This is a genomic window from Haloferax marisrubri (genome assembly GCF_001469875.2).
GTDB lineage: Archaea > Halobacteriota > Halobacteria > Halobacteriales > Haloferacaceae > Haloferax > Haloferax marisrubri.
On the sequence record NZ_LOPW02000010.1, the window covers coordinates 731298 to 749654 of the forward strand.

An 18357-nucleotide genomic window follows, 5' to 3' on the forward strand; every position below is an offset into this window, starting at 1 on the left:
GAGCGGAGCGAGCGTGTCACCCAACACAACACCACGTCCCACCCAACCACTATGCTTTCCGCCCGCGAACTCCGCCCATGACCCTCCTGCAAATCCCCGGTGGTCCGGAACTCGTCATCCTCGCGCTGTTGCTCCTCATCCCGCTCGCGCTCGTCTATCTGGGTTACAAGCTCATCCAGTCGCTCCGGGCGTTCGAAGAAGGCAGAGAAGAGCAGTCACAGCGGTAGCGTCACGACGACACGTCGGACCGGGCGTCGTCGCTCCGGGCGTCCGCGCCGCGAGCGGGTGCCGCCGACCGCTGTCGTCGGTGGTGCAGACGCGCCAGTTGGAGCGTCACCGCGTAGCCGACGACGGCGAGGACGACGGCGAGAATCGTGTTGCCGAGGAGCTGTCGGAGGAGGATGTCGAGACCGGCGCTGAGCGACACGTCGGCGACCGACGCGCCCGGAACCGGGCCGAGCAGGTGCGACCCGAGCCAGAAGCTCGCGCCGTAGACCGCCCACTTGACGGGCGGGTTGAAGACGACGAGCGTGGCGACGAGCGCGAGTCGGCTCGCCCGCTCGACGAAGTAGGCGATGAGGGCGAACAGCGCGAGGGCGGTCCCTGCGGTCGGCATGGCCACGAAGAAGACGCCGAACGCGAAACTGGCGGCGACCTCGTGAGGGCTGTGGTCCGCCGCGAACGCTCGTTCGAGGCCGGACCGGACGCGGGGACGAATCGACGCGAGACGGTCGTACACTCGTCGCGACTAGAAGCGAGACGACGTTATCAACGCTTCGCCGGAGTTGGTAAACGGTAGCAGTTGTCGTGAGACGGCCGGCGACCGGCCAGCAGCGGTCTGTAGTCAGCGGAATCGGCGGTCCGACTCCCACTTGTCCTTGAGTTCTATCATCTGGCCGACGCCGCGGGCCACGTCCGAGAGGTGGAAGGCGATGTCCGTCGCGGTCACGATGCCGACCATCTCCGCGCCGTCGACGACGACGAGCTTTTTCACCCGCTGGTCGCGCATCTTCTCCGCGGCCACGCGCGTGGTGGAGTCCGGTCGGACCCACTTGATGGGGTTCGACATGACCGCGCGGGCCGGGACCGCGGCGAGCGGCTTCCCGCTCGCCACGCCAGCGCGGAGCGCGTCCGACTCGGTGACGATGCCCGCGGGACCGCCGTCGGCCATCACGACGACGCTTCCAGCGCCCTCGCGGAGCATGGTTCGCGCGCAGTCGGCGACGCTCGACCCCAGTCCGACGGTCGCAACCTCCTCGGTCATGATTTCGTCGACGCGCATCTCAGTCGTCCGCGGGCGAGGGTTCTCGCTCGGGATGGGGGTCGGATGCGGAGCGGGACCGAGTCGGGTCGGCGGCCGCGTCCGTCTCGGCCTCGTCGCCGAGTACGTCGTCGACGGTCGCCGAGACCTTCTCTCCGTCGTCGACTTCGAACGCGTCGAGGAGGTCGTCGAGGTGGCTCACGTGCGACGAGAGTTCGCGCACGTCCCCGTTGACGTCGACGAGCGCGGCGCTCTGTTCTTGTGCGGTCGCGGAGACGTTCTCGGCCTCGGCGGCGGTCTCCTCCGAGATGCCCGCGATTTCGTCGGTCATCGAGAGCACCTCTTGGGAGGAGTCGGCCTGACTGCCCGTGGCGTCCGAAATCTCGTGGACGCTCGCGGTCGTCTCCTCGACGCGCTCGACGATGCCGTCGAAGGAGGAAAGCGCCTCGTCGACCGAGGTGGCACTCTCTTCGACCTGCGCCCGCATGCGCTCGATGCGGGAGACGACGGCGTCGCGCTGGGTCTCGATTTCGGCGACGAGCGACTCGATGTCGCCCGCCGAGGACTTCGTCTCCTGTGCGAGCTGTTTGACCTCGTTGGAGACGACGGCGAACCCCTCGCCGGCCTCGCCGGCGCGGGCGGCCTCGATGTTCGCGTTGAGCGCGAGGATGTCGGTCTGTTCCGCGATGTCGGTGATGACCTCGACGATTTCCTCGATTTGGGCGAGGCGGTCGTCGAGTTCGCGGACCTCGCTGACGGTCGCCTCCGTCTCGGCGCGTACGGCGTCGATGTCGTCGAGAGCCTCGGTGGCGGCGGTCTGCCCGTCGAGCGAACGCGCCTCTGCCTCCTCGGTGAGGCGGACGAGTTCGTCGGCCGACGAGGCAATCTGCTGGATGGACGCCGAGAGGTCGTTTATCTCGTCGGCGGCGGCGACGAGGCTGTCCGTCTGCTCGCTCGCGCCCTCGGAAATCTGCTGGACCGACGCCGACACCTCCTCGCTCGCGGCGGACACGTCGTCGGCGCGGTCGGCCACGCGGTCGGCGAGCGTCGCCACGTCCTCGCCGAAGGTCTTGACCGTGCCGACGGTCCGTTCGATGTCGTCCATCATCTCGTTGTACGCGGCGGCGACCGTCGCCATGTCGCGGCTCTCGGAGTCGGTCGGGAGGCGCACGCGGAGGTCGCCGTCGGCCGCGCGGGTCATCGCCTCGCTGTAGGCGCGGGCGTCGGCGCGCTGGTCGCGGAGGTCGTCCCGGAGGTTGTCGATGCCGCGGACGACCTGTCCGAACTCGTCGGTGCGGTCTGTTTCGAGTTCCACGTCGAGGTCGCCGTCGCGGAGCGCGGAGACGGTCGACGCGAGGTCGACGAGCGGGCGCGCGGTGTTCCCGCGGACGATGAGCGCGAAGGCGACGAAACCGAGCATGGAAAGCGCGAGCAGCGTCGCAATCTGGAGACCGACGCTCCGGGAGAGCGCGAAGACGCTGCTCGCGGGGGCGTGCAGGAGGAGGACGCCGCCGGAGACGGGAACGTGCGCGACGACGTGCGGCGAGGAGACGAAGCCCTCGACGGGAGCGAGGCGGGAGACGCCCGTCTCGCCGGCGAAGGCGGCGTCGAGTTCCGACGCCTCGGCGGCGGGGTAGGCGACGTTGGACTGGCCGCCACCGCCGTCGTAGAGGACGCGGCCGTCGGTCGTGACGAGTTGGGTGAAGCCGCCGTCGATGTGATTCCCGTCGAGCGCGGCCCCGAGCGAGGACGCCTCGGCGACGAGAACGATTGCGCGGGGCTCGATAGACGGGAGCGGCGCGACGAAGCCCATGTAGGCGACGCCGTCTTCGACGTAGACCGTGGTCCGCTCGACGCCGTCGTCCGAGAGGTCGGCGCTCCCGGGGAGCGGAAGCGACCCGCTTTCGAACAGCGCCGTCCCGACCGCGCCCTCCTCGGACGACCCGATGACGGTCGTCGTCTCGGTGTCGACGAAGTGGAGGGCGGCCACGTCCGCAGGCATGTCCGCTTTCGCGGCCGTCAGCGTGGCCGACGACCGGCCGTCGAGGGTGCTCCCGGCGGAGGGGTCGTCGGCGACGATGCTCACGAGACGTTCGCGCTCGTCGAACCACGTGTTCACCTGCAGGGCCTCGCGCTCGGCCTCGGTGAGCAGGTCGGCCCGGGCGTCCTCGTCTATCGTGGATGCCGTCTGTTGATACTGGACGACACCGACGCCGGCGACGAGGACTGAGACGAGTAGCATCGCGGCGACGAGCCGCCGCACGTAGCTCTCCGTAATCGCATCAGGAAGCCGTGATTCGGCCTCCAAAACGAGATTCTCGGCCATTACCGTACCGACCCGAATGCGGTGCATAAATCCGTGCATTCGAATATCAAACGAGATAATATGGTGTCGCGGCGACGGCTGGACAGAGTCCGCGGCCGCTGAATACCGACCGATTCAGCCCGAGCGTCAACCATACGTCTGCTGGACGCTAGCAGACCACATGGAAACCGAGTTCCGCCTGCTCGTGGCGGGCTTTTGCATCGTCGCGCCGTCGCTCCTGTTCGTCGGGTTCGTCAGACTGCTCGACGCCATGCGCGAGGACGACCTCGTCGAGCGCGTCCTCGACAGAGTCGACGAGGGCGACGGGCCGACCGGGACGGCGCTCGACCCGACGATGTTCCTGCGGTCCGCACAGGAGAAGTCGCGCCGGCGGACCGCGGTCTGCCGGGAGTGCGGCGCGCCGAACGCGGCCGACGGCGGACGCTGTGGACTGTGCGGCGCGGCGTTGCGATAGCGCGCGAAAAAGAAACCGAAGCTACTGAAAACCGCGTTCGGTCGGACTTAGAGGAAGTCTTCGATGTGGTCGGCGACCTCGTTGGGGGTGTCGCCGACGGGGACGCCCGCGTCGTTGAGGGCGGAAATCTTGGACTCCGCGGTGCCCGTGCCCGAACCGGAGACGATAGCGCCGGCGTGACCCATGCGCTTGCCCGGCGGTGCCGTGCGGCCGGCGATGAAGCCGGCGACGGGCGTGTCCATGTTCTCCGCGATGAACTTCGCGGCCTGCTCTTCGTCCTCGCCGCCGATTTCGCCGCACATGACGACGGCGTGCGTGTCGGGGTCGTTCTCGAACGCTTCGAGAGCGTCGACGAACGACGTGCCGATGATGGGGTCGCCGCCGATGCCGATGGCGGTGGTTTGGCCGATGCCGCGCTCGGTCAGGTTCGAGACGACCTGGTACGTGAGGGTGCCGGAGCGGGAGACGAGGCCGACGTTACCCTCCTCGAAGATGTTGCCGGGGAGGATGCCGAGCTTGGACTCGCCGGGCGTGATGATGCCCGGGCAGTTGGGGCCGATGAGGCGCGTGTCGGTCTCCGACAGGCGCTTGTTGACCTTGGCCATGTCCTGCGTCGGGACGCCCTCGGTGATGGCGACGACGAGGTCGAGGTCCGTGTCGAGCGCCTCGAAGATGGCGTCGCCGGCGAACGCCGGCGGGACGAACACGACGGAGGCGTTGGCGTCTTCCTCGTCGACGGCCTCTTCGACGGTGTCGTAGACGGGGATGCCGTCGACGTCCTGACCGCCCTTCCCGGGGGAGGTCCCGGCGACGACGTTCGTGCCGTACTCCACCATCTGCCGGGTGTGGAACTTGCCTTCGCCACCCGTGATACCCTGTACAACTACTCGCGTGTCGTCGTCGACGAAAATGCTCATTGGGACACCTCCTGTGCGTTCTTGACGGCACGCTGGACGGCGTCCTCCAGCGTCCCCTCGACCTGTACGAGGTCCGTGTTCAGAATCTCCATGCCCTCCTCGGCGTTCGTGCCCGCGAGGCGGACGACGACCGGCTTGGGAATCTCGTCGAAGCTCTCCAGCGCCTCGTTGATACCCTTGGCGACCTCGTCGCCGCGGGTGATGCCGCCGAAGATGTTGAACACGACGGAGTCGACGTTCTCGTCGGAGAAGACCATGTCCAGCGCGTTCGCCACGCGCTCGGCCTTCGCGCCGCCGCCGATGTCGAGGAAGTTGGCGGGTTCGCCGCCGAAGTAGTCCACGAGGTCGAGCGTCGTCATGACGAGCCCGGCACCGTTGCCGATGATGCCGACGTTACCCGACAGGCGGACGTAGTCGAAGCCGTACTCGCCGGCCTTGGCCTCGAGGTCGTTCTCGTAGGCGTCCTCTTCCATCGCCGCGAGGTCGTCGTGGCGGAACAGGGCGTCGTCGTCGATGTTCATGACGGCGTCCGCGGCGACGATGTCGCGGTCGGACGTGATCATGACGGGGTTGATTTCGATGTCCGACGCGTCGTTCGACTCGTAGAGGTCGTACAGCGTCGTGAGGAACGAGGCGACGTCGAAGGCGACGTCGCGGGGGATGCCCGCCTCGAAGACGACCTTACGCGCCTGATACGGGTGCAGGCCGAACGCGGGGTCGATGTGCTCGCGGGCGATTGCGTCCGGGTTCTCCTCTGCGACTTCCTCGATGTTGACGCCACCCTCCGTCGAGACCATCGCGACGGGCTTGCCCTCGCTGCGGTCCATCGTGATGCCGACGTACAGCTCGTTTTCGAAGTCGACGCCGGCCTCGACGAGCACTCGGTCGACCGTGTAGCCCTTGAGGTCCATCCCGAGGATGTCCTCTGCGGCCTGTCGAGCCTCGTCCTCGTCCATGGCGATTTTGATGCCACCGGCCTTGCCACGCCCACCGACGTGTACCTGCGCCTTGATGGCGGCGGGGTATCCGATCTCCTCGACCGCCTCCATGACCTCCTCTACCGACGACGCGAGACGGGACTCTGGCACCGGAATCCCAGCCTCTGCGAAGATGTCCTTCGCCTGGTATTCGTGAAGCTTCATTACCATGCGTGGGAGGGAAAGGCACGCGCTTAAATCCCATTCATCTACGTTCAGGTACGACCGAGAAAATTGCCGCAGGGCGTTTACTCGCCGCCGAGATAACGGTTCGACGCGACCGCTCACTCGGCGTAGAATCGGACGAGTCCGCAGGACTCGCAGACGTACGCCTGCACGTACGACCCCCGGAGGTCGAGCGCGCCGAGCAGGCCGCCATCGGTGTCGACGCGGAGGCCGTCGCCGTTGTACGTCGTCTTGTGGCCGACCGACACCATCGACACGTCGCAGTCGGGGCACGTTCTTGGAGGCACGAACTGGCGTTGTCTCGGGGGGAGAATGTTCGTTTCGGCACCCGTGAGGACCGACTGACTCGACCGCCGCGTCGAAACGCCGCGATTCGCTCCGAGTCGTCCGAATTTATCACCCGCCCGGACCCATCGTTCGCCATGCGCGCTGTCAGATTCCACGACCACGGCGGACGCGACGTGCTTCAGGTAGACGACATCGACACGCCCGAACCGGCGGCGGGCGAGGTTCTCGTCGAAGTCGCGGCCGCGGGCGTCAACCCCGTGGACACGTACTTCCGCGAGGGCTCGTACCAACCCTTCGCGATGCCGATGATTCCCGGCGTCGACGTGGCCGGGACGGTCGCGGCTGTCGGGGCCGACGTCACCGGCTTCGCCGAGGGCGACCACGTCGTCGGCACCGGCATCGGCAAGGACCACTACGGCGGCTACGCCGAGTTCGCGGCCGTCCCGACCGACCGGCTCGCGGTCCTCTCGGACGACGTGGACCTCGTCGCGGCCGGCGGCGCGGGCGTCGCCGGCGTCACCGCGTGGCGCGCCCTCGTCGACCACGGTGGGATGCAACTCGGCGACACGGTCCTGATTCACGGCGGGTCCGGCGGCGTCGGTCACGCCGCGGTCCAACTCGCCGCCGCGTCCGGCGCTCGCGTCATCGCCACCGCCGCGCCCGACTACCACGACCGGGTGGCCGAACTCGGCGCGGACGTCGTCCTCGACTACGACCGCGACGACCTCGCCGACGCCGTCGTGGACACGGCGACGGGCGACGGCGTTGACCTGACGCTCGACCACCGGCTGGACGACTACCTCCAGTTCGACGCCGACGTGGCCGCCCACGGCGGTCGCGTCGTCGGCATCGGCGAGAACGACCCGGAAGTCGGCTTCGACCTGTCGTCGTCGGCCCGGGGCAAGGACCTCTCGCTGACGATGATGAGCATGTTCAACACGCCCGACCTGTCGGCCCCGCTGCGCGAACTCGCCGGACAGATGGGCGCGGGCGAGTTCGAAATCGACGTGGCGCGGACCTACGACCTCGACGAGGCCGCCGAGGCCCACCGCGCCGTCATGGAAGACAGTTTCCTCGGAAAGCTGGTCATCACGCCCTGACGCCGGCGCGGAAGGGTGACGACGCGGCCGGTCGCCGACGGGCGCACAGCCGCGACCGAATTATGTCCCGTGCGCACGTACCGCACGGGCATGGACGTGACATTCGACTTCGACGGAACAGTCGCTCTCGTGACCGGCGCGAGCGGCGCGCTCGGCGGCGCAATCGCCCGCGCGTTTCACGATGCTGGCGCGTCGGTCGCGGCCGCTGACGTGGTCGAACCCGACGACGAGGACGGCTTTTTCGAGGCCGAGGGAGTCCGGTTCTACGAGGGAGATTTCACCGACGAGGACGATGTGGCGCGCGTCGTCGACGCGGTCGTCTCCGACTTCGGCCGCCTCGACCACCTCGCCAACATCGCCGGGACGTGGCGCGGCGGGACGCCCATCGACGAGACGGAGGCGGACACGTTCGACTTCCTGTTCGACGTGAATCTCAAGACGATGTTCCTCGCGTCGAAACACGCGATTCCGCACCTCCGGGAGACCGAGGGCTCCGTCGTGAGCGTCTCGGCCCGCTCGTCGTTGGAGGGCGGCGAAGGCGACGGAATCTACCGGGCCTCGAAAGCAGGCGTCCGTCTCCTCACGGAGACCATCGCCGAGGAGAACCGCGGCGTCCTGCGCGCGAACGCGGTGATGCCGAGCGTCATCGACACGCCGATGAATCGCGAGATGATGGCCGACGCCGACTTCGAGAAGTGGGTGAAACCCGAGGAAATCGCCCGGACCGTCCTCGCGCTCTGTTCGGACGCGACTCCCGTGACGAGCGGCGCGGCCGTCCCGGTCTACGGCGAGGCCTGACCACCCTGTTTCGTGGCAACATTCGCCACGATAGGGTATGACATTCGTTGTGGTGCGCACGAATTTTTACGCGGTGCGCAAGAGATTCACGAACACGACACTCGTTAGAAAAATGAGGCTAATCGAGGTCTGAATTCGGACGAACGTGCCACATAGTATAGTTGGTTGGAGAATTATGTCGATTTTCGCTCCGATATGCGACGGCATACCGCGTCATTTATCACACCCACATCGGCAACAGGGTGATAGACATGACCGAACGTGAAACGTGGGCAACCAGGGCAGGGTTCATCCTCGCGGCCGTCGGCAGCGCGGTCGGCCTCGGGAACATCTGGCAGTTCCCGTTCAAGACCGCTCAGTTCGGCGGTGCCTCTTTCCTGATCGTCTACATCATCGCGGCGCTCGGCATCGGCCTCCCGGCCATCCTCGCCGAGTTCGTCATCGGACGCAAAGCCAACCTGAACACCATCAGCGCCTTCGAGAAGCTCGGCTACAAGGAGTGGCGCGTCGTCGGCGCTATCGGCCTGTTCACCGGCTTCTGGATTCTGTCGTACTACAGCGTCGTCGGCGGCTGGGTCCTCCGGTACATCGGCGGCAGCCTGACCGGCGCGTACTTCGCCGCCCCGGCAGAGTACTTCGGACAGGTGTCCGCCGGGATGGATGCGCTCGCGCTCCACGCCGTGTTCATGGCGCTCGTCGTCGGCATCGTCGCCGCCGGCATCGAAGACGGCATCGAGAAGGCGACGAAACTGATGGTTCCGAGCATCGTCGTCATCCTCGGCGTGCTCGCGGCCTTTGCCTTCACGCTCCCCGGCGCGTCGGCGGGCTACGCGTACTTCCTCTCGCCGGACTTCAACGTGCTCGCGGAGAACTTCGCCGAAATCGTCCCCTTCGCCGTCGGGCAGGCGTTCTTCTCGCTGTCGCTCGGCATGGGCGCGATGATAACCTACGCCTCCTACATCGACGGCGACCAGAGCCTGTTCGGCGACGGTATCACCATCGTCTTCCTGAACAGTTTCGTCGGCATCCTCGCCGGTCTCGTCGTCCTCCCGCTCCTGTTCGCACAGGGAATCGACCCCAACACGAGCGGCGCGGGCGCGGTGTTCATCAGCGTCGCCGGCGCGTTCGGCGACATCCCCGGCGGTCAGATAATCGGCCTCGTCTTCTTCGCGGTCGTGCTCATCGCGGCGCTCTCGTCTGCGATTAGCCTCCTCGAAGTCGTCGTCTCGTGGGCCATCGACAACTACGACGTCTCCCGCCCGCAGATGGCCGTCGGTCTCGGCGGCGTCATCTTCCTGCTCGGCGTCCCGTCGGCAATCGACACCGCGTGGCTCGGCTGGTTCGACACGCTCGCCTACCAACTTCTCCTCCCGCTTTCGGTCCTCGGCATCCTCGTCTTCGCGGCGTGGGTCTACGGCGCGCCCGCCATCGACGAACTGATGAAGGGCAGCGGACTCGGTGACGGCGTCGGCCTGACGTGGCTCTGGCTGGTCCGCACGCTCGTCATCGTCGCCGTCGTGGCGACGCTCGCCCTCGGCCTCCAGACGCTGTTCCTCGGCGAGAGCCCGGCCATCGTCCCGCCCCTCTGAGGCGGCGAACGGTCCCGCTTTTCGAGCGGTTAGGAATTATCGGTAGCGACGCGTTTCACCCGACTATTCGAAGGCGATTTTCACGCGTAGACCACCCAAAACCGTTAAATTTCTCCGATGACGTATCGTCGGTTCGAAAGCCCTTTTACCGGTGGACTGGCAATGGGTGGCAATGGCACGAGAAACATGGGCAACACGGCTCGGGTTCATCCTCGCGGCCGTCGGTAGCGCGGTCGGTCTCGGGAACATCTGGCGGTTCCCGTGGCAGACCGCCGAAAACGGCGGTAGCGCGTTCCTCGTCGTGTATCTCGGCATCGTACTCCTCGTCGGCGTTCCCGGACTCCTCGGCGAGTTCGTCATCGGCCGCCGCGCGAAGAAGTCGCCGGTCGGCGCGCTCCGGGACCTCTCGGGGTCGAAAAAGTGGGGCGTCGTCGGCGCGTTCTCGGTCGTCACCGGCATCTCGTTGCTCTCGTTCTACAGCGTCGTCGGCGGGTGGATTCTCCGCTATCTCCTCGAAAGCGGGGCCGCAATCGTCGGCGGAAACCCCGCGTACTTCACGAATCCCGGACAGTACTTCGGCGGCGTCTCCGCCGGCGTCGACGCCGCGCTCTACCATCTGCTGTTTCTCGGCCTGACCGCGCTCATCGTCTTCGCGGGCGTCCGCAAGGGCATCGAAGTCGGGACGAAGGTCATGATGCCCGCCGTACTCGTCCTGCTCGGCGGCCTCGCCGCCTGGGCCGCGACCCAGCCTAACGCGGCCGCGGGCTACGCCTTCTTCCTCCGCTTCGACCCGTCGGTCATCACCGAGAACTTCTTCGCCATCCTCGGGCCCGCCGCCGGACAGGCGCTGTTTACGCTCTCGCTCGGCGCGGGCACGATGATAACGTACTCCTCGTACCTCGACGAGGACCGCTCGCTTCCCTTCGACGGGAGCGCCATCGCCATCCTCAACACGAGCGTCGGCGTCATCACCGGCCTCGTCGTCTTCCCGCTCCTGTTTTCGCAGGGCATCAACCCGACCGAGACCGGGACCGGACCGGGCGCGCTGTTCGTCGGCCTCGCCGGGGCGTTCTCGCAACTCCCCGCGGGGACGCTCATCGCCACCGCGTTCTTCGCCGTCGTGACGCTCGCGGCGCTGTCGAGTTCCATCAGCATGCTCGAAATCCCCGTCGCGTTCCTCGTCGACGAGTACGGCGTCTCTCGCAGACGCGCCGTCGCCGGGATGACCGCGCTCGTCGCCGTCACCGGGACCGTCTGCGCGTTCAACCCGGGCATCTTCGGCTTCGTCGCCGGCCCGCTCGTGAACGTCCTCCTGACCGCCGGCCTCGCCGCGTTCCTCCTGTTCGTCGGCTGGGTCATGGGCCGCGAGGCGCTCGAAGAGTTCGCCGCGGGCGCGGGTGACTTCGGGAAGTCCCTCGGCACGCCGTGGCTCTTCGCCGTCGGCGTCGTCCTCCCGCTGTTCCTCGTCTTCACGCTCCTCACGCACTTCGGCGTGGACACGACCATCGGCTTCTGGCCGACCGTCGGCGTCGCCGTCGTCGCGTCCGCCGCCGCCTTCTTCGGCCTCCGACAGCCCGACTCGGTCGTCTGAGTAGGGTCTCCCCGCCGCGTTCGGCGCACTGATTCGACTCCGACTGCTCCATTTTCGGCCGACTCGACCCGAGGAGCGGCCCGTACTCCCGCCGAGAACTATGATGATTGTTCCACCTATTATTCGACAACTGTCGAAGTAAGGGTTGCCGGATTGCGGAACTCCTTTGACCGAGGACTGCGGACCGATGTTTCAATGAGCGAAGGTGGTCTGGCATGACGATGGAAGACCGGATCGACGAACTCCGCGAGAAGCGCGAGGAAGCCCTGAAGGGCGGCGGCGAGGACCGAATCGCCTCCCAGCACGACAAGGGCAAGATGACCGCCCGCGAGCGCATCGACTACTTCCTCGACGACGGCACCTTCCGCGAGTTCGACCAGTTCCGGACCCACCGCAACCACAAGTTCGGGATGGAGGAGACGAAACTCCCCGGCGACGGCGTCATCACCGGCTACGGCGAGGTCGACGGCCGAACCGTCTTCGTCTTCGCCCACGACTTCACCGTCTTCGGTGGCTCGCTCGGCGAGGTGTTCGCCGAGAAGGTCTGTAAGGTGATGGACAAGGCGATGGAGGTCGGCGCGCCCGTCGTCGGCCTCAACGACTCCGCCGGCGCGCGGATTCAGGAGGGCGTCCAGTCGCTCGGCGGTTTCGGCGAAATCTTCCGCCGCAACACCGAGGCGTCGGGCGTCATCCCGCAGATTTCGGCCATCATGGGCCCCTGCGCGGGCGGCGCGGTGTACTCCCCCGCGCTGACGGACTTCACGTTCATGGTCCGCGACACGAGCCACATGTTCATCACCGGCCCGGACGTCATCAAGACGGTCACGGGCGAGGAGGTCACCTTCGACGAACTCGGCGGCGCGACGACCCACACCTCGACAAGCGGGGTCGCCCACTTCGCCACCGACACCGAGGAACAGGCGCTCGACGACATCCGCCACCTGCTTTCGTACCTCCCGCAGAACAACGTCGAGGACCCGCCGCGCGTCGAGCCGTGGGACGACCCCGAACGCGTCGACGACGACCTCGCCGAGGTCGTGCCCGACCAGCCCCGAAAGCCCTACGACATCCACGACGTGCTCGACGGCGTCCTCGACGAGGGCTCCTTCTTCGGCGTCCAGGAGGACTTCGCGAAGAACATCGTCGTCGGCTTCGGCCGCCTCGACGGCCACTCGGTCGGCATCGTCGCCAACCAGCCCCGCGTGAACGCCGGCACCCTCAACATCGAGGCATCGGAGAAGGGCGCGCGCTTCATCCGCTTTTGCGACTCGTTCAACATCCCTATCCTCTCGTTCGTGGACGTGCCCGGCTTCCTGCCCGGCACCGACCAGGAGCACAACGGCATCATCCGCCACGGCGCGAAGCTCCTGTACGCCTACTCCGAGGCGACGGTGCCCCTCATGACCGTCATCACGCGCAAGGCCTACGGCGGCGCGTACGACGTGATGGCCTCGAAGCACCTCGGCGCGGACGTGAACTACGCGTGGCCGACCGCCGAAATCGCCGTGATGGGCCCGCAGGGCGCGGTCAACATCCTCTACCGCGACGAACTCGAAGCCGCGGACGACCCCGACGCCCGCCGCGACGAACTCATCGAGGAGTACCGCGAGGAGTTCGCCAACCCCTACACCGCCGCGGACCGCGGCTTCATCGACGACGTCATCGAACCCGGCGAGACCCGCGAGCGCCTCATCTCCGACCTCCGGATGCTGAACTCCAAGCGCAAGTCCCAACCCGACAAGAAACACGGCAACATCCCGCTATGAGCGGGGACCTGCTGTCGGGGCTGTCGATTCCGGACGACGCCGACGCCGAGGAGGCCGCGGCCATCGCCGCCGCCGTCGGCGCGCACCTCCACGACCAGTCGGTCGCCGCGGCCGCCGCGGCCGCCGACGACGGCGAGGAGACGTGGAACGAGGAGCGCTGGCGGTACGCCGGTCGCCTCGAATCCGTCACCGGCTGTGGCCGTCGCGTCCCCTCCGGCGCGCCGACCGACGCGTGGGCCGCCTCGGGCCGCGTCGACCGGTTCTGAGCGGGGGGCCTGCGGCTTTACGACAGAACAATCACATTCTCGTCCGACGTCAATCGGGCCAACATGGTCCAAACCGCGCTCGTCTGGCTGTTTCTCAACGCCGTTTTCGCCGGCTTCGCCGCCGTCGCTGTCGCGGCACACTACGCCGACGAGGGCGAACCCGACTTCGTCTCCGCGGCGCTCGTCGCCGTCTTCGCCGGGACCTGCGTCGAACTCGGAATGGCGAACGGCTACCTCCCCGACGGCGTTCTTCCGACCGCCGTTGTCGGGGTCTGCATCGTCGTCGCGCTCGTCTCGCTCGCGGTCAGCGTACAACGGGACCAGACGGCGTTTCAAGCGTTCCGCGGCGACGCTCGGACCCGGTAGTTCACTCCGCGAGTGCCGGGTCGTCGACGATGACGCCGTCGACGCCGTACTCTCGGAATCGCCGCGCGACCTCGCGGTCGGGGACCGTCCACGCGTTGACCTCGAAGCCGCGGTCGTGCGCCTCCTCGACCCGCGCCGACGAGAGCAGGTCGTAGTGTGGGTGGACGGCCGCGCAGTCGAGGTCGGCGGCGACCGACAGCGCACTCTCCCAGTCGGCCGCGAAGAGGAAGGCGGCCGGGAGCGCGGTCGTCTCGCGCACCTCCCGAAGCGCCTCGGCGTCGAACGACGAGACGAGTATCTCGTTTCCCGCGTCGCCGACGATAGCCGCGAGGTCGGCGGCGAGGCCGGCCTCCTTCAGTTCGACGTTGACCGCGACGCGGTCCGGCAGGGCGTCGAACACCGCGGCGAGCGTCGGAATCGACTCGTCGGAGTCGCCGATTGTGAGTGCCTGCAACTCCGCGAGAGTCGTCTCGGCGACACGGCCGGGCGCGCCAGTCACGCGGTCGAGCGTCTCGTCGTGGAAGACGACGAGTTCGCCGGAGCCGCACCGTCGGACGTCGAGTTCGACCCAGTCGAGTCGCTTCGCGGCCGCATCGAAGGCGGCGAGCGTGTTTTCGGGGGCGAGGGCGGGGCAGCCGCGGTGACCGATGACGCGCATGTCGGAGCATCGCGGGAGGGCGGACTAAACGCTTCCTCCGGACCGGTCGAAGGCGGTGCGGAGCGGTGGGGAGCGGAGGGGAGCGATTTGTACGGGTATCATTTACTGAGTACCGGCGCGCGCGAGGACCGGCGCGGCCGCTCCGCGTGGGCTGGAGAAGATGTGTTCGCAGAGAGAATCGACTGACTCGAACTTACGCGCCCTGGCCGCCCTTCTTGCGCGTGATGTAGCCGGCGATGCGGTTACGGACGCCCTTCGACTCGACCGTGGTCAGTTCTTCGACGCTGTCCTTGTTCGTCTCGAAGTCCGTGTTGAACGCCTGCGGGTATCGCTCCAGCAGGATGTTACCAAGCTGCTTGACGTACTTGGGCTTGATTGCCATGTCGGAAGATTCCCCGGACGAACACTAAAACGATTCGTTCCGTCTCGCGGCCGCCCGCTCGCGCCAGCCCGTCAACTCGTCGATTCGCGCGAACGCCTCGCGCTCTCTGTTCCCGCCGCATTTCTCGACCGTCTCGGCGAAGTAGTCGAGTCGGTCCAGCAGGTCGTCGGTGTCAAAAGCGGGCACGTCGAGGCGCGAGGCCGCCACCGTCGCGTCGATGACCGCGCCGAAACCCCGATTGATGGTGAACGGTCGGCGCTGCTCGACCGCGGAATCGACGGGCCGGAGGTCCCACTTCTCCCAGTCGGTCCCGCCGTCCTCGCCGGAATCGACCGGCGTCGCCTCGACTTCGGCCCACGCGTCCACCGAGTCGAGGACTGGCGAGTCACGCTCGTAGATAGTCATCGCGGCCTCGACGAACGCCCGCGGGTCGGAGACGAACTGAACGACGCCGCCGCCCTGCCGGTGGAAGTTCCGACGGGTTCGGGTGTTGCCCCACGTCGTCGCCGTCGCGGGTGGGAGCGACCCGGGAGAGACATCGTCGTCAACGTCGCCGGACTCCGGCGCGTGGACGCCGAGCGCCGCGAAGTTCCACCGGTCGTTCGGCCCGAGCGTGGCGACGACCGTCTCGGTGACGCCGCGGAGTTCGACGGGCCAGTCGGCCGCCGTTTCGCGCTCGGATTCTCGCTCGTCGCTCACAGCGGGACCCCCCGCTCCAGCGCGACGAACGTCGCCGCGCAGGCGATGTCGGCGGTCGTGCCGGGGTTGATTCCCTCGGCGACGAACTCGTCGGCCAGTTCCTCTGCCTCGCCGAGGTCGGAGACATCGGCTGCGCGGTCCATCACGTCGCGGGCGACGGCCTCGCCGTGGTTCGTCGCCACCAGCGTGTCCGGTTCCTCCGCGAGCAGGTCGAGAAACGCGCGAGCGACGCGGTCGGTGACGGGTCCGTCGTCGGCGAGGATGGCCTCGGCCGCGCGGAAGGTCCGGGCGAAGCCGCCGGTCCACTCGCGGGCGTTGGCGTCGCGCTCGGCGCTCAGGTCCATCACGTCGTACAGCGTGAATCCGCGGTCTCGGAGCGCGTCGGCCGCGTCGCCACCGCGCCGAACGTCGAGGTCCGGGGCGTCATCGGGCACGTCGCCGACGGCCACGTCGACGTGCTCGAAGGCGCGGTAGAACCCCACCGCATCGGCGATGGTGGTCGATTCGACCACGGCGGTCGCGCCGGCGGGCGAGAGGTCGCGGTCGTCTGCGGCCGCCGCCCGGACGAGCGGGACGAGAAGCAGGAGACAGCCGAACTGGGTGTTGCCGCCGCCCTGTCGGCTCATCCCGGCGACCGCCTCCTCGAACGCCTCGCCGACCGGCGCGCCCGACGCGGCCAGTTCGAGGCCGGGCGCGGAGCCGACCGCGCCCGTTAGGAACTGTTCGAAGTGCAGGTCCGAGAGGTCGCGTCGGCGGTCGACGTTCCCCGGCTTGGGCGTGCCCGCGACTTCGAGCAGGAGCGCGAGTTCGGCGTGACGCGCGGGGCCGAACCCGCGGTCGGAGACGGGCGCGACCATCAGGCGGACACCCCGCTCTCGTCGCCCGACTCGGCGTCGCCCTCGCGCCCGGCGAACCAGTCGTCCACGGCGGTTCTGACCCGGCGGAGGACCGCCGGATTGTCGCTCGGCCGCCCGACGCTCACCGCGTCGGCCCCGTAGTCGAGGTACTCGGTCGCCGTCTCGCGGTCGCGAACGCCGTTGTTGGCGACGAGAAAGAGGTCCGGTGCGGCGGCGGCCACGTCGGCAATCACGGCCTCGGAGTCCATCGCGTCGACGTGGAGCCAGTCGGCCCCCGCGTCGTCAAGCGCGACCGCGAGGCTCGGAAGGTCAACGCCGTCGATTTCGGCGCGGACTTTCGCGCCGACCGGCGCGTCGGATTCGGCGGCCGCCGCGACGTACTCGGCCAGACGGTCGGTGTCGCGCAGGAGCGTCTCGCCGCACCCGACGGCGCAGAGTTCGTCCTGTCGGCAGTGGGCGTTTATCTCCACGCCCGCGCCGCGGTCGGCGCAGACGGCCGCGACCTCCCGAATCGGGCCGGACGAGGTTGCCCTGACGTTGACGGCGACGAAGCGGTCTGCGCCGTCGAATCCGGCGAGGGAATCGAGTTGGTCGGCAACGAAGGCGACCGGGTCGTCGGCGAGGAACTCCGAGCGCCCGCGGGCGACGAGGTCGCGGGCCGCCGCCTGCGAGGCGTCGTCGAGGGCGACGCCGCCGAGAAACGCCGCACCGACGTGGGGGGCCGCGGCGTCGGCCCACGCGGCATCAGACTCGCCGCTGAGGCTCGAAACGGCGACCCGCGGGGCGAACATCACGACACCTCCGCGAGCCCCTCGGCGACGGCGCGGGCGACGCGCTCGGCGTCTTCCGGGCCGTCGATTCGGGTGTCGGTTCTGACGACCGGGCGGTCGAGGTCGGTGCCGTCGTCCGTGTCGAGGACGAACGCGTCGGCGAAGGGGTAGGCTTCGGCGACGCCCGCGGTCGATGGCTCGTAGCCGACGCCCGCCATGAGGTCGGCGGCGGGGCCGGAGAACACGGTGTCCTCCACGAACGGCGAGACGGCGACGACCGGCGTGTCGGCGAGGGCGTCCGCGAAGCCGTCGATGGCGAGCATCGGGCCGATGCTCGTGACGGGGTTCGAGGGGCCAATTACGACCGGTTCTGCGAGGGCGTCGGCGACTTCGTCGGTGATGGCGGCGTCGTCAGCGCCGCGGAACTCCACGTCTCGGACGGCGGGGTCGGCGCGGCGGTGGACCCAGTACTCCTGGAAGTGCATCGTCCCCTCGTCGGTGTGAATCAGGGTCGCAACGGGGTCGTCGCTCATCGGGAGGAGCGACACGTCGAGGTCGAAGGCGGCGGCGAGGGTCCGAGTGACCTCGGTGAGCGAGTTCCCCTCGTCGAGAAGCGAGGTGCGGGTGATGTGGACCGCGCGGTCGCGGTCGCCGATTTCCATGAACTCCGCGACGCCGGAGAAGCGCCGCCAGCGGGCGATGTCGCGGCCGACGGTCTGGGCCGACTCGGGGAGGTAGCGCGGGCCGGATTCGAGGCCGGCCGCGTCGGCGAGGCGGTGGAGTTCGTCGTCGGTCGCGGTGGTGTCGTCGGCGACGCCCCACCAGCGGTCGGTGTCGAGGACGCCGCCGCCGGCGAAGAGGACGGTGTCCACGTCGGGACAGACGAGGTGGCCGCCGAGTTCCACGTCGTCGCCGGTGTTGGCGACGACGGTCGTCTCGGCGGGGTCGAACACCCCGGCGGCCCCGTCGAGGAGTTTGGGGGTGCCCGTGCCCCCGGCGAGGAAGGTAACCATGGTGCGCCGTAGGACGAGTGTCCGTTTGAAAGTTCCTTCACCGGAGACGCCGGCCGGTCGCGGGCGGCGAGGGCGATACGGCCGTGTAGACCG

At 68.2% G+C, this 18357-nt stretch carries 21 protein-coding genes; 9 read left to right on the forward strand and 12 right to left on the reverse strand.

Annotated elements, in window-relative coordinates:
• The first annotated feature begins 77 nt into the window (after positions 1 to 77).
• A complete protein-coding gene (locus AUR65_RS19985) occupies positions 78 to 227 on the forward strand; it encodes a hypothetical protein (RefSeq protein ID WP_199180590.1) in 150 nt (49 codons plus the stop codon).
• Positions 228 to 229: 2 nt separating this feature from the next.
• On the opposite strand, the gene AUR65_RS10690 is transcribed toward AUR65_RS19985, so the two are convergent.
• The 3 genes from AUR65_RS10690 to AUR65_RS10700 form a co-directional block, all read right to left on the reverse strand.
• Positions 230 to 739 carry a DUF2062 domain-containing protein gene (locus tag AUR65_RS10690; RefSeq protein WP_058566881.1) on the reverse strand — a complete coding sequence of 170 codons (510 nt, stop codon included), beginning with the start codon at positions 737 to 739 and terminating at the stop codon, positions 230 to 232.
• A gap of 105 nt (positions 740 to 844) precedes the next feature.
• Entirely contained in the window at positions 845 to 1282 is a 438-nt protein-coding gene (locus AUR65_RS10695; RefSeq protein WP_049967686.1) for a CBS domain-containing protein, read from the reverse strand.
• Position 1283: 1 nt separating this feature from the next.
• Positions 1284 to 3587, reverse strand: coding sequence for a methyl-accepting chemotaxis protein (locus tag AUR65_RS10700; protein ID WP_058566882.1), 2304 nt, complete (start codon positions 3585 to 3587; stop codon positions 1284 to 1286).
• A gap of 160 nt (positions 3588 to 3747) precedes the next feature.
• Between AUR65_RS10700 and AUR65_RS10705 the strand changes: the two genes are divergently transcribed.
• The gene (locus tag AUR65_RS10705; RefSeq protein ID WP_058566883.1) at positions 3748 to 4041 is read left to right on the forward strand and encodes a hypothetical protein; all 294 of its coding nucleotides are present in this window, start codon (positions 3748 to 3750) and stop codon (positions 4039 to 4041) included.
• A 47-nt stretch (positions 4042 to 4088) separates the two neighbouring features.
• On the opposite strand, the gene sucD is transcribed toward AUR65_RS10705, so the two are convergent.
• From sucD to AUR65_RS19485, 3 genes are all read right to left on the reverse strand, one after another.
• Entirely contained in the window at positions 4089 to 4958 is an 870-nt protein-coding gene (gene sucD, locus AUR65_RS10710) for a succinate--CoA ligase subunit alpha (RefSeq protein ID WP_007274603.1), read from the reverse strand.
• The gene (gene sucC, locus AUR65_RS10715) at positions 4955 to 6100 is read right to left on the reverse strand and encodes an ADP-forming succinate--CoA ligase subunit beta (RefSeq protein WP_058566995.1); all 1146 of its coding nucleotides are present in this window, start codon (positions 6098 to 6100) and stop codon (positions 4955 to 4957) included. Before sucC ends, sucD begins: the two co-directional genes overlap by 4 nt.
• Positions 6101 to 6219: 119 nt before the next feature.
• Positions 6220 to 6408 carry a hypothetical protein gene (locus AUR65_RS19485; RefSeq protein ID WP_146047402.1) on the reverse strand — a complete coding sequence of 63 codons (189 nt, stop codon included), beginning with the start codon at positions 6406 to 6408 and terminating at the stop codon, positions 6220 to 6222.
• 135 nt (positions 6409 to 6543) lie between these two features.
• Between AUR65_RS19485 and AUR65_RS10720 the strand changes: the two genes are divergently transcribed.
• The 7 genes from AUR65_RS10720 to AUR65_RS10750 all read left to right on the forward strand — a co-directional run bounded on the left by AUR65_RS10720 (position 6544) and on the right by AUR65_RS10750 (position 13885).
• On the forward strand, positions 6544 to 7509 hold the full coding sequence (locus tag AUR65_RS10720; protein WP_058566884.1) for an NADPH:quinone reductase: 966 nt from the start codon (positions 6544 to 6546) through the stop codon (positions 7507 to 7509).
• Positions 7510 to 7599: 90 nt separating this feature from the next.
• On the forward strand, positions 7600 to 8307 hold the full coding sequence (locus AUR65_RS10725) for an SDR family oxidoreductase (RefSeq protein WP_058566885.1): 708 nt from the start codon (positions 7600 to 7602) through the stop codon (positions 8305 to 8307).
• 251 nt (positions 8308 to 8558) lie between these two features.
• Positions 8559 to 9896, forward strand: coding sequence for a sodium-dependent transporter (locus AUR65_RS10730; protein ID WP_058566886.1), 1338 nt, complete (start codon positions 8559 to 8561; stop codon positions 9894 to 9896).
• A gap of 172 nt (positions 9897 to 10068) precedes the next feature.
• Positions 10069 to 11487, forward strand: a complete 1419-nt coding sequence (locus AUR65_RS10735) for a sodium-dependent transporter (protein ID WP_058566887.1) — start codon at positions 10069 to 10071, stop codon at positions 11485 to 11487.
• Positions 11488 to 11708: 221 nt separating this feature from the next.
• The gene (locus tag AUR65_RS10740; RefSeq protein WP_058566996.1) at positions 11709 to 13253 is read left to right on the forward strand and encodes an acyl-CoA carboxylase subunit beta; all 1545 of its coding nucleotides are present in this window, start codon (positions 11709 to 11711) and stop codon (positions 13251 to 13253) included.
• On the forward strand, positions 13250 to 13519 hold the full coding sequence (locus AUR65_RS10745; RefSeq protein ID WP_058566888.1) for a hypothetical protein: 270 nt from the start codon (positions 13250 to 13252) through the stop codon (positions 13517 to 13519). Before AUR65_RS10740 ends, AUR65_RS10745 begins: the two co-directional genes overlap by 4 nt.
• A gap of 63 nt (positions 13520 to 13582) precedes the next feature.
• Positions 13583 to 13885 carry a hypothetical protein gene (locus tag AUR65_RS10750; protein WP_058566889.1) on the forward strand — a complete coding sequence of 101 codons (303 nt, stop codon included), beginning with the start codon at positions 13583 to 13585 and terminating at the stop codon, positions 13883 to 13885.
• Between the two features lies 1 nt (position 13886).
• On the opposite strand, the gene AUR65_RS10755 is transcribed toward AUR65_RS10750, so the two are convergent.
• The 6 genes from AUR65_RS10755 to cofD form a co-directional block, all read right to left on the reverse strand.
• Positions 13887 to 14543, reverse strand: coding sequence for a glycerophosphodiester phosphodiesterase (locus AUR65_RS10755; RefSeq protein ID WP_058566890.1), 657 nt, complete (start codon positions 14541 to 14543; stop codon positions 13887 to 13889).
• A gap of 193 nt (positions 14544 to 14736) precedes the next feature.
• Positions 14737 to 14925, reverse strand: a complete 189-nt coding sequence (locus tag AUR65_RS10760; RefSeq protein ID WP_004042417.1) for a 30S ribosomal protein S17e — start codon at positions 14923 to 14925, stop codon at positions 14737 to 14739.
• A gap of 24 nt (positions 14926 to 14949) precedes the next feature.
• Positions 14950 to 15624 carry a DUF447 domain-containing protein gene (locus tag AUR65_RS10765; RefSeq protein ID WP_058566891.1) on the reverse strand — a complete coding sequence of 225 codons (675 nt, stop codon included), beginning with the start codon at positions 15622 to 15624 and terminating at the stop codon, positions 14950 to 14952.
• A complete protein-coding gene (locus AUR65_RS10770) occupies positions 15621 to 16481 on the reverse strand; it encodes a triphosphoribosyl-dephospho-CoA synthase (protein WP_058566892.1) in 861 nt (286 codons plus the stop codon). Before AUR65_RS10770 ends, AUR65_RS10765 begins: the two co-directional genes overlap by 4 nt.
• On the reverse strand, positions 16481 to 17272 hold the full coding sequence (locus tag AUR65_RS10775) for a tRNA-dihydrouridine synthase (RefSeq protein ID WP_058566893.1): 792 nt from the start codon (positions 17270 to 17272) through the stop codon (positions 16481 to 16483). Before AUR65_RS10775 ends, AUR65_RS10770 begins: the two co-directional genes overlap by 1 nt.
• On the reverse strand, positions 17272 to 18264 hold the full coding sequence (gene cofD / locus AUR65_RS10780; protein WP_058566894.1) for a 2-phospho-L-lactate transferase: 993 nt from the start codon (positions 18262 to 18264) through the stop codon (positions 17272 to 17274). The genes AUR65_RS10775 and cofD overlap by 1 nt, the downstream gene beginning before the upstream one ends.
• Positions 18265 to 18357 lie beyond the last annotated feature (93 nt).

Excerpts from the sequence above, each read along its gene's own strand:
- AUR65_RS10735 (WP_058566887.1), top strand. The coding sequence starts at position 10,069 with ATGGCACGAGAAACATGGGCAACACGGCTCGGGTTCATCCTCGCGGCC.
- AUR65_RS10770 (WP_058566892.1), bottom strand. The coding sequence starts at position 16,481 with ATGGTCGCGCCCGTCTCCGACCGCGGGTTCGGCCCCGCGCGTCACGCC.
- AUR65_RS10745 (WP_058566888.1), top strand. The coding sequence starts at position 13,250 with ATGAGCGGGGACCTGCTGTCGGGGCTGTCGATTCCGGACGACGCCGAC.
- AUR65_RS10695 (WP_049967686.1), bottom strand. The coding sequence starts at position 1,282 with ATGCGCGTCGACGAAATCATGACCGAGGAGGTTGCGACCGTCGGACTG.
- AUR65_RS10740 (WP_058566996.1), top strand. The coding sequence starts at position 11,709 with ATGGAAGACCGGATCGACGAACTCCGCGAGAAGCGCGAGGAAGCCCTG.
- sucC (WP_058566995.1), bottom strand. The coding sequence starts at position 6,100 with ATGAAGCTTCACGAATACCAGGCGAAGGACATCTTCGCAGAGGCTGGG.
- AUR65_RS10775 (WP_058566893.1), bottom strand. The coding sequence starts at position 17,272 with ATGTTCGCCCCGCGGGTCGCCGTTTCGAGCCTCAGCGGCGAGTCTGAT.
- cofD (WP_058566894.1), bottom strand. The coding sequence starts at position 18,264 with ATGGTTACCTTCCTCGCCGGGGGCACGGGCACCCCCAAACTCCTCGAC.
- AUR65_RS10705 (WP_058566883.1), top strand. The coding sequence starts at position 3,748 with ATGGAAACCGAGTTCCGCCTGCTCGTGGCGGGCTTTTGCATCGTCGCG.
- AUR65_RS10720 (WP_058566884.1), top strand. The coding sequence starts at position 6,544 with ATGCGCGCTGTCAGATTCCACGACCACGGCGGACGCGACGTGCTTCAG.
- AUR65_RS10750 (WP_058566889.1), top strand. The coding sequence starts at position 13,583 with ATGGTCCAAACCGCGCTCGTCTGGCTGTTTCTCAACGCCGTTTTCGCC.
- AUR65_RS10725 (WP_058566885.1), top strand. The coding sequence starts at position 7,600 with ATGGACGTGACATTCGACTTCGACGGAACAGTCGCTCTCGTGACCGGC.
- AUR65_RS10755 (WP_058566890.1), bottom strand. The coding sequence starts at position 14,543 with ATGCGCGTCATCGGTCACCGCGGCTGCCCCGCCCTCGCCCCCGAAAAC.
- AUR65_RS10760 (WP_004042417.1), bottom strand. The coding sequence starts at position 14,925 with ATGGCAATCAAGCCCAAGTACGTCAAGCAGCTTGGTAACATCCTGCTG.
- AUR65_RS19985 (WP_199180590.1), top strand. The coding sequence starts at position 78 with ATGACCCTCCTGCAAATCCCCGGTGGTCCGGAACTCGTCATCCTCGCG.
- sucD (WP_007274603.1), bottom strand. The coding sequence starts at position 4,958 with ATGAGCATTTTCGTCGACGACGACACGCGAGTAGTTGTACAGGGTATC.
- AUR65_RS10700 (WP_058566882.1), bottom strand. The coding sequence starts at position 3,587 with ATGGCCGAGAATCTCGTTTTGGAGGCCGAATCACGGCTTCCTGATGCG.
- AUR65_RS10730 (WP_058566886.1), top strand. The coding sequence starts at position 8,559 with ATGACCGAACGTGAAACGTGGGCAACCAGGGCAGGGTTCATCCTCGCG.